The organism is Pseudoalteromonas denitrificans DSM 6059 (genome assembly GCF_900112265.1).
GTDB classification, from domain to species: Bacteria; Pseudomonadota; Gammaproteobacteria; order Enterobacterales; family Alteromonadaceae; genus Pseudoalteromonas; species Pseudoalteromonas denitrificans.
In genome coordinates this window covers 83,963-96,716 of record NZ_FOLO01000001.1, presented here as the reverse complement: position 1 = coordinate 96,716, position 12,754 = coordinate 83,963, and the positions used below count along the sequence as shown (strand labels likewise).

15 protein-coding genes are annotated in these 12,754 nt (G+C 34.7%); 3 read left to right on the top strand and 12 right to left on the bottom strand.

Annotated features, from left to right (window positions below; translation table 11 throughout):
• Both BM088_RS00415 and BM088_RS00410 read right to left on the bottom strand, forming a co-directional pair.
• Positions 1-609 (bottom strand): hypothetical protein, encoded by a 609-nt coding sequence (locus BM088_RS00415; RefSeq protein WP_091978723.1) that lies wholly within the window; start codon positions 607-609, stop codon positions 1-3.
• Positions 609-1,151, bottom strand: coding sequence for an RNA polymerase sigma factor (locus BM088_RS00410; RefSeq protein ID WP_091978721.1), 543 nt, complete (start codon positions 1,149-1,151; stop codon positions 609-611). Before BM088_RS00410 ends, BM088_RS00415 begins: the two co-directional genes overlap by 1 nt.
• A 131-nt stretch (positions 1,152-1,282) precedes the next feature.
• On the opposite strand from BM088_RS00410, the gene BM088_RS00405 reads away from it, so the two are divergent.
• On the top strand, positions 1,283-2,155 hold the full coding sequence (locus tag BM088_RS00405) for an HDOD domain-containing protein (protein WP_091978719.1): 873 nt from the start codon (positions 1,283-1,285) through the stop codon (positions 2,153-2,155).
• A 55-nt stretch (positions 2,156-2,210) separates the two neighbouring features.
• Here BM088_RS00405 and BM088_RS00400 read toward each other — a convergent pair whose 3' ends face one another.
• Genes BM088_RS00400 through BM088_RS00390 form a run of 3 tightly spaced genes read right to left on the bottom strand, consistent with a single transcriptional unit; the run spans position 2,211 to position 4,578 of the window.
• The gene (locus tag BM088_RS00400) at positions 2,211-3,116 is read right to left on the bottom strand and encodes a hydrogen peroxide-inducible genes activator (RefSeq protein ID WP_091978717.1); all 906 of its coding nucleotides are present in this window, start codon (positions 3,114-3,116) and stop codon (positions 2,211-2,213) included.
• 12 nt (positions 3,117-3,128) lie between these two features.
• Positions 3,129-3,995 carry a 4-hydroxybenzoate octaprenyltransferase gene (gene ubiA / locus BM088_RS00395; RefSeq protein ID WP_091978715.1) on the bottom strand — a complete coding sequence of 289 codons (867 nt, stop codon included), beginning with the start codon at positions 3,993-3,995 and terminating at the stop codon, positions 3,129-3,131.
• Between the two features lie 13 nt (positions 3,996-4,008).
• Positions 4,009-4,578, bottom strand: a complete 570-nt coding sequence (locus BM088_RS00390) for a chorismate--pyruvate lyase family protein (RefSeq protein ID WP_177207902.1) — start codon at positions 4,576-4,578, stop codon at positions 4,009-4,011.
• Positions 4,579-4,752: 174 nt separating this feature from the next.
• Between BM088_RS00390 and BM088_RS00385 the strand changes: the two genes are divergently transcribed.
• The gene (locus BM088_RS00385; protein ID WP_091978711.1) at positions 4,753-5,148 is read left to right on the top strand and encodes a flagellar basal body-associated protein FliL; all 396 of its coding nucleotides are present in this window, start codon (positions 4,753-4,755) and stop codon (positions 5,146-5,148) included.
• A gap of 68 nt (positions 5,149-5,216) precedes the next feature.
• Here the strand turns inward: BM088_RS00385 and glpG are convergent, their stop codons facing one another.
• The 6 genes from glpG to BM088_RS00355 all read right to left on the bottom strand — a co-directional run bounded on the left by glpG (position 5,217) and on the right by BM088_RS00355 (position 10,465).
• On the bottom strand, positions 5,217-6,029 hold the full coding sequence (glpG, locus tag BM088_RS00380; RefSeq protein WP_091978709.1) for a rhomboid family intramembrane serine protease GlpG: 813 nt from the start codon (positions 6,027-6,029) through the stop codon (positions 5,217-5,219).
• Between the two features lie 26 nt (positions 6,030-6,055).
• Positions 6,056-6,376: a thiosulfate sulfurtransferase GlpE gene (glpE, locus tag BM088_RS00375; RefSeq protein ID WP_091978707.1), complete on the bottom strand. Its 321-nt coding sequence runs from the start codon at positions 6,374-6,376 to the stop codon at positions 6,056-6,058.
• A gap of 100 nt (positions 6,377-6,476) precedes the next feature.
• The gene (tdh, locus tag BM088_RS00370) at positions 6,477-7,502 is read right to left on the bottom strand and encodes an L-threonine 3-dehydrogenase (RefSeq protein ID WP_091978705.1); all 1,026 of its coding nucleotides are present in this window, start codon (positions 7,500-7,502) and stop codon (positions 6,477-6,479) included.
• Entirely contained in the window at positions 7,502-8,701 is a 1,200-nt protein-coding gene (locus BM088_RS00365) for a glycine C-acetyltransferase (protein ID WP_091978703.1), read from the bottom strand. The genes tdh and BM088_RS00365 overlap by 1 nt, the downstream gene beginning before the upstream one ends.
• Before the next feature lie 157 nt (positions 8,702-8,858).
• Positions 8,859-9,392, bottom strand: coding sequence for a D-glycero-beta-D-manno-heptose 1,7-bisphosphate 7-phosphatase (gene gmhB / locus BM088_RS00360; RefSeq protein ID WP_091978701.1), 534 nt, complete (start codon positions 9,390-9,392; stop codon positions 8,859-8,861).
• Complete coding sequence (locus BM088_RS00355) at positions 9,392-10,465, bottom strand: glycosyltransferase family 9 protein (protein ID WP_091978699.1); 1,074 nt, start codon at positions 10,463-10,465, stop codon at positions 9,392-9,394. Before BM088_RS00355 ends, gmhB begins: the two co-directional genes overlap by 1 nt.
• 137 nt (positions 10,466-10,602) lie before the next feature.
• On the opposite strand from BM088_RS00355, the gene BM088_RS00350 reads away from it, so the two are divergent.
• Positions 10,603-11,325, top strand: a complete 723-nt coding sequence (locus tag BM088_RS00350) for a 3-deoxy-D-manno-octulosonic acid kinase (RefSeq protein ID WP_091978696.1) — start codon at positions 10,603-10,605, stop codon at positions 11,323-11,325.
• Positions 11,326-11,351: 26 nt separating this feature from the next.
• Here BM088_RS00350 and hldE read toward each other — a convergent pair whose 3' ends face one another.
• On the bottom strand, positions 11,352-12,752 hold the full coding sequence (hldE, locus tag BM088_RS00345) for a bifunctional D-glycero-beta-D-manno-heptose-7-phosphate kinase/D-glycero-beta-D-manno-heptose 1-phosphate adenylyltransferase HldE (protein ID WP_245763719.1): 1,401 nt from the start codon (positions 12,750-12,752) through the stop codon (positions 11,352-11,354).
• Between the last annotated feature and the right edge of the window lie 2 nt (positions 12,753-12,754).

The following is a 12,754-nucleotide window of genomic DNA, read 5'->3' as shown; positions in this document are numbered from 1 at the left end:
TTATTGCTCCGGTATTATATTTTGAGCGATGGTAGTTGAGCCTTGATGTTCAACTTGCTCTGCTAAATCATTCAGTTGTAATTTAATTAAAGTTTGATCTTGAAGCCTTTGATCTTTTAAATAAGTAATCAAAGTATTAATATCTTCCCTGCGTTCAGTTCGCCCAGTATCTATTGCTTGCTGTGCCATTTTCCATGCCTGCAAACCATTTTCTTGCTGAATTTGACTTAGCATTACTTTTAAATCATCAAGTTGTTGCTCTTGTTTACTTATTTGATTAAAAGTAATTGAAAAACCTTGTTCTGATACTTCAAATTGTGTATTAGTTACAACTAAAGTGCTCAGTAATACTGACATAGCCAACATTGCACTATTTAACCAGTTCAAGTTGAATACCAAAGATTTGGTATCCGACTTTTCAAACCAGGTTCTTTCTTTATCCCATTGTGGTACTTGAGTTTGCTCATAACCTTTATCTTGAGATTGCCAATGAGTAGCATTGTTATACAACTCTCTAAAAATAGGATCAGCCAATAATAAAGATTTATTTTCTTCAGATAACTCAGCCGTATTTAGCCAAGTTTCAAATATTTTATTTAAGTCAGACATTAGCTCACCTCCAACTGTATTTTTAATTTATTTAACGCACTATATAATCGAGATTTAACCGTATTGGTAGATACATCCAACTGTTTTGCTATTTCTTCAAAGGTATAATGTTGAAAAAACTTAAGTTCAACTACATTTCTTTGCTCCCAAGGTAATAGGGACATAGCTATAATCACTTGCTCATTGCCCTTTTGGGTAAACAATGATGATTCAGGGCAATCATACACAGACCCGCTCATAGTCTCAGGTAAATCATCTAATTGCAGGCATATTTTTTGTTTTCGATAAAACTCAATACACCGAAAATGTGCAATCTTAATCGCCCATGTTTTAAAGCTGCTATCAAAACGAAAGCTATCTAAGCTTTTATATATGCTAATAAAAGCTTCTTGTAGCAAATCTACAGCATCATCAGGATTACCTAACATGCGTAAGCAATAATGATAAATTGGTTTCTCATAGTCTTTAATCAATTTTAGCCAGGCTTTTTTATTGCCCTGCTTTGCTTTATTAATAAGTTTTTTTTCTGAATGAAAAAACACGATAATCCTAATTTCTTTTTTAATTAGTCGAAGACATGATAAAAAAAGTTTGGAAAAAAACAAAAAAAATTTAGATGCACTAAACTTTTATTAAAACAATAATCATAGAAACATGTTACATAGGAGTTAGAATGCCATTAATACTCAACATGAGCAAAATAGATAACGCTTTAGAAGGGTTCACTATCCCCCCTCGCCCTGACATGTTACAGCAGGTACAAAATGAAGTAGAAAAAGCCGAGCCCGATTTAAAATCAATCTCTCAATATATAAACCAAGATATTGGTATTGCAGGGTTTACTTTAAAGGTCGTAAATTCACCACTATTTAGTTTACCTAGGAAAATATCAACTATAGAACATGCATGCATGTTTTTGGGGCTAAATAGGCTTATAAAATTAGTAAACAGCATTGTATTAAGGTTCACTTTAAGTGCTGGAAATGAAGAGATATTTACCGAAAAATTATGGAATAGCTCCATGAAAATTGGCAATGCCAGTTTAATTCTTTCGCAACACTTTGACTTAGGAAAAGACTTTTCTGACGATTGTTATACAGCAGGGCTATTTCATAATGCAGGCATGGCACTCATTTTTTCTCAAAGTTCTGAATACCCTAAGTTATTACGTCAAGCATATATAGAAAGCGCTATTATCGGTGAGTTTGAAGAAGAGAAATTTGAAACATCACATGAAGTACTGGGTTTTTTAATTGCCCAATCTTGGGGCTTAAATACTGAAATAAGTAATGTTATTGCATATCATCACAGCCCAAACATTATGCTTGCAACTGGTGAAGCATCTGAAAAACAAATGTTTGCAATTTTAAAATTAGCTGAGCATATGACAAACGCAACTGAGATTCTAACAGGCGTAAACCCAGACAATGAATGGGAAAGATTTTCCACTCAAATTCTCGATGTTTTAAACCTTGAAGATTTTAATTTATTAGACTTAGGCGAAGTTCTATTTGAGGCTGGTATCGATAACATTTACCATATGTAACTTTACGAGAGCCTGCCAATGCAGGCTTGTATAAAATCACCAATTAAAATCTAGATTAGCTACATTTATCTTTAATAAAAGGCGTTATTTTTTCACTAAATAATCTAAAGTCTCGGATCCTTCCTGTTGTTTTTCGCCATAATAAACCAATTTCTCGATAGGCATCATCTTGTGCAGGCATAAATCGCATGTCTTTGTGAGCTAAAATTCCAGCGTTAAGCGCCATTTGAGGTAAAAATGTAACACCTAGTTTATTCTCAACCATGCTCAACAATGTATGCACATTAGTTGCTTCAAATGGATTAATACATTGGCTTTGGCTTAAATGACACGCACTAAGTGCATGTTCTGTCATACAGTGCTCTCTGGCCAATAAAAAGACACTTGATTTAGGGAGAAGATTAAAATCAATGACCTCCATAGATGCATCAAAATCTTGATGCATTACTAAATTAAATTTATCCTGCGCTAAAACTTTAATATGAAATTTATTTGTATCATAAGGCAAAGCCAAAATAGTTAAATCAACCAAACCTTTTTCTAATTTATCAAGTAGGTTATCACTAGTATCTTCAATCAATACAAGCTCTAAATTAGGAAATTCGACTTGGCAAAAATGATATAAATCAGCAGCAATAAAACTCGCTATCGTCGGAATTAAACCTAAAGTTAATTTACCAGATAAAGGTGTTAAGAAGCTCTTAGTCAATTCTTTAACACTGATAGAATCATCAATAATTTTTTTAGCGCGTTCTACAACTTCTTCACCAATAGGTGTAAACATGAGACTGCGATTTTCTCGTTCAATTAACTGACATCCTAAGTTTTCTTCCAAGTTTTGAATGGCGCTGCTTAAGGTAGACTGGCCAATGAAACATGCTTGTGCAGCTCTACCAAAATGTTGCTCTTGATGAACAGCTAAAAGATACTGTAGTTGCTTAATACTTGGTAGATTGTTCAATTTTGTAATTTCCTATAACGCAATTGCAATGCCAATGAAAATGAAAAGCCCGACATTGTGATTATTCAAAAAAGCCTTAAAACATAAAGCAGGAACTCTATCTTTAATTAAATATTGTTGATAAATAAATAAACTCGCAGAACAAATTAATGAAATATAAAATAAATTTGATAATTTTTGTTCAAATGCAATAAATCCAAGTAAAACTAAAGTCGTTAACTGTAATAAACCGACAATAAACTTATCAAATTGCCCAAATAAAATGGCGGTCGACTTGATCCCTATTTTGACATCATCATCTCTATCAACCATGCCATACATAGTGTCATATGCCATAGTCCAACATAAATTCGCGATATATAAAATCCATGCCTCACTAGGAATATGTCCCAAAACAGCCATATATGCCATAGGTATCGCCCAGCTAAATGCGGCACCTAATACCACTTGAGGTAAGTGAGTATATCTTTTCATGAAAGGATAACAAAAAGCCAATACCAAGCCACCAAAAGACAAAAGCACTGTTTGCCAACTTAATAATAAAACCACTAAAAAAGCACTTACTATTAACAGAATAAATAGCTGAATTGCCTCTGCAGAAGTCACTTTACCAGAAGCTAGTGGCCGCATTTTTGTACGCTCTACATGACCATCAACTTTACGATCAGCATAGTCATTGATCACACACCCAGCGCTGCGCATGACAAATACACCAATACTAAAAACAACTAAATGCAGCCAATTAGGCATGCCCTCACTTGCCAACCATAGAGCCCAGTATGTAGGCCATAATAACAATAAAGAGCCAATAGGTTTATCAGTTCTCATTAACTGTTTGTAGTATATATAATTAGACCATTTTAAATGCCATTTCATCATGATAAATTTATTTTTAATCTAGGTTAAGCTCTGAAGCTTTGGTTTCAATAAATGAGCCTGGTAAAAAAATCTCACACACTAACAGCTTTTGCTGTGCTAAAGTCAATACACTGCGCCGTCCCCAACAATTAAGCGGTGCCAAACCAAGCATGTTCACCACATTTGCAATAGGATGAGCGCTATCAAATTTAGCTATTTCAATTGTATTTCGCTTAATAGATGGGTCTTTAAATATTTGTTCACCTAAAGGTTTTGTGCCTAATGACATTAACTCATTATTTTGCTTTTGTTGTGTTCGCAGTGGGATCCAGCTTTGAGCATAGACTTGAGGTTTTCCATCACAATATAAAACAACTTCTCGAAATAATGCAGTTTGTATATCAGTTTTTAGAATATTAGCCTGACTCATCGTTAAATCTTGTATTATTTCACTCAGAACTTTTACTTCAAAATATCGACTATTTAACTTTAACCTTGCCGTAAGAGAACTTGTTTCAAATAACCAATTAGATTCAATTTCAGTCAATTCATCAAGAACAATGTCAAACCAATTATTATCAAGTGATAGGGGATAATCGAGCACTACAAAACAACCATAAACATAAGAAATCTGATCATAAAATATTTTGATAGTTTTTGATATCAATAAAATAGGGAAAGCAATGAGATTATTTTTCAGAGTTTGTTATAATTTATTAAAATTACGATTTTGTAACAAACGATATAATAATAATTAAATTCATTTAAGAGAGTTCGCATGCGTCGTATCGCTTTATTTTTTTGTTTTATCACAGTTCAATTTACCAGTTTTACTAGCTTCGGCGCTTCAAATTTAGGTTATTTTGGCTTTGAGCCTGATATTACAACTAATTATATTGGTTCATCTAAGAAAAAATTAGGCTTTGTACGTGTTACTGTAGAATTAATGATCCTCGATATGAATAACCTAGAAGTAGTCGAACATCACGTACCATTATTAAGAGATGCCATAGTGGAGATCCTTAGTAAAGAACCTGAGGACAAAGTAAAATCTTTAGTGGGTAGAGAAGAGATCAGAAAAAAATGTGCTCAAGCAATTAAAAAGCTATTAAAAATAGAAACAGGACAAGAAATTATTCGCGATGTACTCTTTACTAAATATCTTTATAACTAAATAAAAACGCGGCCTATGCCGCATTTTTACTTTCTACTTTTTACTTTTTACTTTTTACTTTTTACTTTTTACTTTTTACTTTTTACTTTCAAAAAAGCGAAAGCCATTCCAGTTAATAAACCAAATAAATGCGCCCAGTTTGCCATACCTACAAATAATACATCAGCAAAACCTAATAACATCCAAACCAACATAAACCCGACGATTGCTTTAGTAATTACAATACCAGCATCAGGTTTTAACCAAGCATAAATCCAGCTAAAACCAAGTAACGCATAAACAACACCAGATAAGCCACCAAAGTTCGGGCCTACTAACAAATACTGAGCCCAGTTACTGACTATAGCACTGAGTAAAAATATAACTAATAAAGTGAGTTTGCCTAAACTTTTCTCTATTTGATGACCTAACTGCATCCACCACATTAAATTAAAAATAATATGAATCGCAGAAAAATGAATAATCGCAGGTGTGATCCAGCTAATAGGGTTATTAGGTTTAAACTGCAAAATACTAAATAAAGTATTAAAACCACCAAACATAAATACAATATAAATGACAATAGAAAGTAATGTTACGCCTTGATTTAACCAACTCAACTGAGAAAATCTCTGTTTTAAATTAAGAGATGAACCAGAATATAGAAAAGGTGCATTATGGGTGCCAGTGTCCCATGAAGCGGCCAAATACTTATCTTGATTAGGTTCCTTTTCAAACTCTAACCACAAAGCTTGCGCTTGAGGCTGATCAGTTTCATTAATTAAAATGGCAGCGGCTTTTTGCTCACCTTGTACTAACTTGGCATTAATATTTTGAGTTTTTAAATAATCAATAAAACCTTGAGCTGCACGAATATTGTCCAGTTGCGCTAATAAAACCATAGTATTTTACCTGAAGTAGTTAGTGACTACGAATTAACGATTTTATCTGGACACTGTAACGCCCAGTCAGTGAATCCACCAACTAAGCTATAAACGTCCTCAAAGTCTTGTGCTATTAAATAATTAGCAGCACCTTGAGAACTGATACCATGATAGCAAACAACTATAATTGGTTGCTCAAAATCACGTTCCATCATAAATTGTGCAATATTATCATTAGAAATATTGATTGAATTAGGAATATGCGCTTGATTAAAAGAATTTGCATCTCGAATATCTGCAATGACTAAATTATCTTCAGTTAAACGCTCTTTTAATTGTGAAACATTAATTGTTTTGAATGTCATTATTTGCCTTTTTTACGCGAGTTTTATCTGCAAGAAATAGCTAATTTAATAAAAAAAACGTGAATAAATTCACGCTTTTTTTATACTTTGAGTTTGAAAACTAATCCCAATTAAGTATTACTTTGCCCGACTGACCTGAGATCATTTTATCAAAACCCTCTTGGAAGTCATTGATATGATACTCATGAGTTAAGATTGGATTTAAGTCTAAGCCTGACTGAATAAGGCTGGCCATTTTGTACCAAGTCTCAAACATTTCACGACCATAAATACCTTTGATCACTAAACCTTTGAAAATCACTTGATTCCAATCTACCGCCATATCCGATGGTGGAATGCCGAGCATAGCAATCTTACCGCCATGGTTCATATTATTAAGCATAGAATTAAATGCTGAAGGTACACCTGACATTTCAAGACCAACATCAAAGCCTTCTGTCATATCAAGTTCATTCATTACATCTTCAAGCTTTTCTTTTGCAACATTTACAGCCTTGGTTGCACCCATTTTTCGGGCTAGACCTAAGCGATATTCATTAACATCCGTGATCACAACATGACGTGCACCAACGTGTTTAGCAACTGCAGCCGCCATTATACCTATCGGACCAGCTCCAGTGATCAGAACATCTTCACCTACTAAATCAAACGATAACGCGGTATGAACAGCATTACCAAAAGGGTCAAAAATCGATGCTAATTCATCTGAAATATTATGCGGAATTTTAAACGCATTAAAAGCCGGGATCACTAAGTATTCAGCAAATGCCCCTTCACGGTTTACACCAACACCAGTTGTATTACGGCATAAATGCACTCGACCAGCACGACAGTTACGACAGTGACCACACGTAATATGGCCTTCACCTGATACGCGATCTCCAATTGTAAAACCGCGAACCTCTTGCCCCATATCAACAACTTCGCCCACATATTCATGACCTACAACCATAGGCACAGGAATCGTATTTTTCGACCACTCATCCCATTTGTAAATATGAACATCGGTACCACAAATAGCAGTTTTACGGATTTTAATTAATAAATCATTATGACCAACTTCAGGCTTAGGGACATCTGTCATCCAAATGCCGGGTTCTGCCTTTAATTTAGAAAGCGCTTTCATTAAGCAATAACTCCCATTTCTTTACCGATACGAGTAAAGGCTGAAATGGCTTTATCTAATTGCTCTTTTGTATGTGCTGCTGATATTTGAGTGCGAATACGCGCTTGACCTTTTGGTACTACAGGGAATGAAAAACCTGTTACATAAATCCCCTCTGCTAATAATTTATCCGCCATGTTTGATGCTAATTTTGCATCACCCAACATAACAGGAATAATTGCATGATCTTTGCCACCACATGTAAAACCTGCCGCTTCCATTTTTTCACGAAAATAAGCAACGTTATCCCATAAAGTCGCACGAAGTTCAGCGCCGTCAGCCAACATATCAAGTACTTTAATTGAAGCATTTACAATTGAAGGAGCCAAAGAATTTGAAAATAAATAAGGACGAGAACGCTGACGTAGCCATTCTACAATTTCAGCTTTAGCTGCAGTATAACCACCAGATGCACCACCCAGTGCTTTTCCTAGAGTACCTGTAACAATATCAACACGGTCCATCACACCACAGTATTCAGCGGTGCCACAGCCATTTTCACCAACAAAGCCTACAGCATGAGAATCATCAACCATCACTAAAGCATCGTATTTATCAGCCAAATCACACACAGCAGCTAAATTACAGATCACACCATCCATTGAAAACACGCCATCAGTTGCAATTAACTTAGTTTTTACACCTGCGGCATCTGCTGCAATTAATTGCTCTTCCAGTGCAACCATATCATTATTAGCATAACGGAAACGTTTAGCTTTACATAAACGTACACCATCAATAATAGAAGCATGATTTAACGAATCAGAAATGATCGCATCATCAGGACCTAATAAAGTTTCAAATAAGCCTGCGTTTGCATCAAAACATGAAGAATATAAGATAGTATCTTCCGTTTTTAAGAAAGTACTAATTTTTGCTTCTAATTGCTTATGAATATCTTGAGTGCCACAAATGAAACGTACAGAGGCAACACCAAAGCCATGCTGATCTAAACCTTGTTGCGCTGCTTGAATTAAATCAGGATGATTTGCTAAACCTAAATAGTTATTTGCACAAAAGTTAATAACCTGTTCACCAGAATTTACAGTGATCTCTGCTTGTTGTTGAGAAGTAATAATACGCTCATTTTTATACAAACCATCAAGTTTAACTTGTTCGATTTGTTCTTTTAACTGATCATAAAATGCAGATGCTCTCATCTGTTTCTCCAAAATTTGAACGGACAACTCACTAAATTGCATTCTTTATGCAAATTAACTGTATATGATTAATAAATTTGGCCTAGTTTAAAAGTTTAGCCTCTTAAATGCACTCTCTATTGACATGAGTAAGTGCAATGTACTACATAAAAATTATTTATATTTGTTTAGATAATGTTTCCCATACTTCATCTGCGATTGATTCACCTTCATTTGTAATAGGCTTTCCTGATTTCACTAAAATTTTTGTTTTAATGTTCGCAGCTTGTGCCGCTTGAAGATCGGATACTTTATCGCCAATCATAATACTCTTTTTCACATCAATATTAAAATCACTAATTGCCTGATTGAGCATCCCAGGCATTGGCTTTCTGCAATTGCACTCTTGAAGATATTCAGGCAAAGCATTTTTAGGATGGTGCGGACAAAAATAAACACCAGAAATAAGCACCTTATGCTTAATAAATTCAGCTTTCATCCAATCAGTTAAAATCACAAAATCTTGTTCTGAATAATACCCTCGACCTATACCAGACTGATTCGTTACAATTATAATCAAATAACCTTGTGCTACAAATTTCTGACACGCTTCAAATACACCATCAATAAATTCAAAATCATCAATTTTTGAAACATAAGCATGATCATAATTAATAACACCATCTCGGTCTAAAAATACTGCTTTATTCATTATTTAGACTCCAAAATATTTTTTTCAATCACAATACGGTCAAACATATTTACAACATCATGAGTTTGAATTTGTGACATCAAATTTTTACCTTTACAACGTTTACCCCAAGGTAACTGTTGAGCTGTTTTACCAAACTGCGCTTTCAAGTTTTTATGGTACACCTCAACAGCATACTCCTGGTATAAGTAAGGACCGGTACGTTTAGGGTTTGAGTGGGCATATAAACCAATAACGGGTGTATTCATTGTGACTGCCATATGCGCAGGTCCAGTATCAGGAGCTAGCACTAAATCAGCACACTTTAATATACATAGTAATTGCTTTAAGTTAGTTTTACCCACTAGATTTAATAACTTAAAATCGCAAAAACGTTGGATATCACAAGCCAGCTCACGTTCCATATCAACCGGTCCACCTGTTAATACTACTTTAAAACCTTTTTCATGGGCATGCTTGGCCAAAGCTGCATATCGTTCTGGTAACCAGTTTCGTTCTTTTTTACTCGCTGCAGCTGAAATAACAAATACTTTTTTATCTTTAATACCAAAGCTGTCTAATTGTGTATTCGCAAATACTAAGTCATTTTCAGTATAGGGCATTTGCCAGCTAGGTTTATAGTGAGGAACCCCTATTGCCTTAGCAAATCCCTGAAACCCTTCCAATACATGAGGTTCAGACTGCGAAGAAATTCGTTTATTAGTAAAGATTGCATGACCTTCTTTACAGCGAGACCAATCAAAACCCATTTTAATTTTTGCAGGAATATATGCAGCTGCTATATTTGCTCTCAACGCCACTTGCATATGCAATAAGACGTCAAATTTTTTGCCTTTAAATTCTTCTTTAAGCTTATTATAAGCTGCTTTACCCTGCTTTTTATCAAAAATAACAAACTTAACATCCGGTAAATCAGCTAAAAGCATAGCTTCAACTTTTCCTAATACCCAAGTAATACGCGCTTTTGAATTATGTCTCTGAATTGCTTGTACTGCCGATACAGCATGACATACATCACCGATAGCAGATAACCTAAGAATGCAAATATCTTGATACTGATCACTATGAACCACAATTCACCTTTAAATAATAAATACAGCGCAAATACGAAAGCAGTGAGTTTAAATGACTTATACTAACAAACCAAGTTTCACATATAAGTAGAACAACTGTAAACTAGCTAACATCTTGTCATTTGATATCCTTTTAAATGAATACCAAAGTACAAAAAAACAAAAACCATTACTTATTAAGCTGGCAACTTAGCCCAACTCATTTATCAAGCGACTGGTTTCAAGCCCAGTACTGGAAAAATCAAAATAAAATCTATGCACAAAAAAAGGGGAGAGCCAGTGTCTGGTTTTTTGAACAAGATAATTTAAAAGCTGTTTTGCGACATTATTGGCGTGGCGGTTTAATCGGAAAACTTCTACAAGACCAATATCTATATTTAGGTTTTAAAAAAACAAGAGTGTTTCAAGAATTTGAACTATTGACTCAACTTCATCAACAAGGTTTAAATGTACCTGTACCTGTTGGAGCTTATATTCATAAAATAGGCTTAATATATCGTGGCGATATTATTACCCAAGCTATTCAAGGTGCAGCAAGTTTACTAGATATTTTGAAGCATAGAGAATTAACATCAAATGAGATAACGCAAGTTGCACTTTGCATTAGCACCTTTCATCAACAAGGTGTTTATCATGCAGATCTCAATATAAATAATATTTTATTTAATGATGAAGGTGAGGTTTTTTTAATTGACTTTGATCGAGGCGAATTACGTACACCGCAATCTAATTGGCAACAAGCTAATATTAATAGATTAGAACGTTCTTTTGAAAAAGAAAAAAAGAGAAATAAAGAATTTTATTGGCAAACAGAAAACTGGAGCTTTTTAAAAAGTGAATATAAAAAAAGCATGTTTTAAAACATGCTTTTTACGATGAATAATATTTAAAACTGCTGAATTTTTTTAATTACATTCGAAGTAGAACAACCATTTAAAAACTCAAGTACCTCTACTTTTCCACCATTAGCTAATACAAAGTCAGCCCCAGCAATTTGATCCACAGTATAGTCACCACCTTTAATTAAAATGTCAGGCTTAACCTGTTCAATTAACTTAGCCGGCGTATCATTATTTTCTAACTTCCCAAAAGGGATGACCCAGTCAACCGAAGCTAAAGCTGAGATCACCATAGCACGCTCTTCTAAAGGGTTAATTGGACGTTCAGGACCTTTTAATCGTGCAATTGATTCATCATTGTTTAAACCAACGACTAAACGATCGCCTTTTGCCTTAGCTTGCGCTAAATAGCGTACATGTCCTGCGTGTAAAATATCAAAACAACCATTTGTAAATACAATTTTTTCGCCACTTTGACGAGCAAATTCAATGTGCTGTAGAACATCTTCAAAAGGTGCTTGATAATGCTCCCCTGTTTCAACTAAATATTGGCTTAGCTTACGCCCAAGCTCTTCTGGAGAAACAGTTGCAGCACCTAACTTACCCACCACAATGCCCGCAGCTAAATTAGCTACTTCAACTGCATCTTTAGCAGGCATACCTGCAGCCAGCATAACAGATAGGGTCGCAATAACGGTATCTCCAGCACCTGTAACATCTGATACTTCAAGTACTTGAGCTGAAAAATCATGTTTTTCATCTGCGCTAATAAGTGACATTCCCTGTTCTGAGCGTGTTAATAACATAGCGCCAATTTTTGCAGATTTAATAATCTCGCGGGCAGAATCAGCGATGATTGCTTCTGAACCAACTTGGCCACCTGCAGCAGAATATTCTGTTAAGTTTGGTGTAATAAAGTCAGCTCCAGCGTATTGACTTAAATCTTTAGATTTGGGATCAACTAAAACTGTTTTACTCGCTGATTTCGAAACAGATATCATTTTTTTGATTAAACTCAAAGAGCCTTTGTTATAATCTGAAAATACAACAAAGTCGTATTCTTTAATGATCTTTTCTAATTTATCTAATAATAACTGGCTATGGTTTTGTGTGAAGTTATCTTCTAAATCAAGTCTAACAACTTGTTGATGACGACTAATAATCCGCATTTTAGCGATTGTAGGGTGATCTCTTTGCACAACTAATTGTGATTCAATTTTCTCATCAATTAATAAACTTTGTAATGTGCGACCATATTCATCATCACCAATAATACCCAGTAAGCTAACCTGACCATCTAAATGTGCAATATTTTTGGCCACATTGGCTGCACCACCAGCTTTGTCTTCAAGTTTATTAACTTTAACCACAGGTACAGGCGCTTCAGGTGATATACGTCCAGTATCTCCATGCCAATATCTATCCAGCATGACATCACCAACAACCAAAA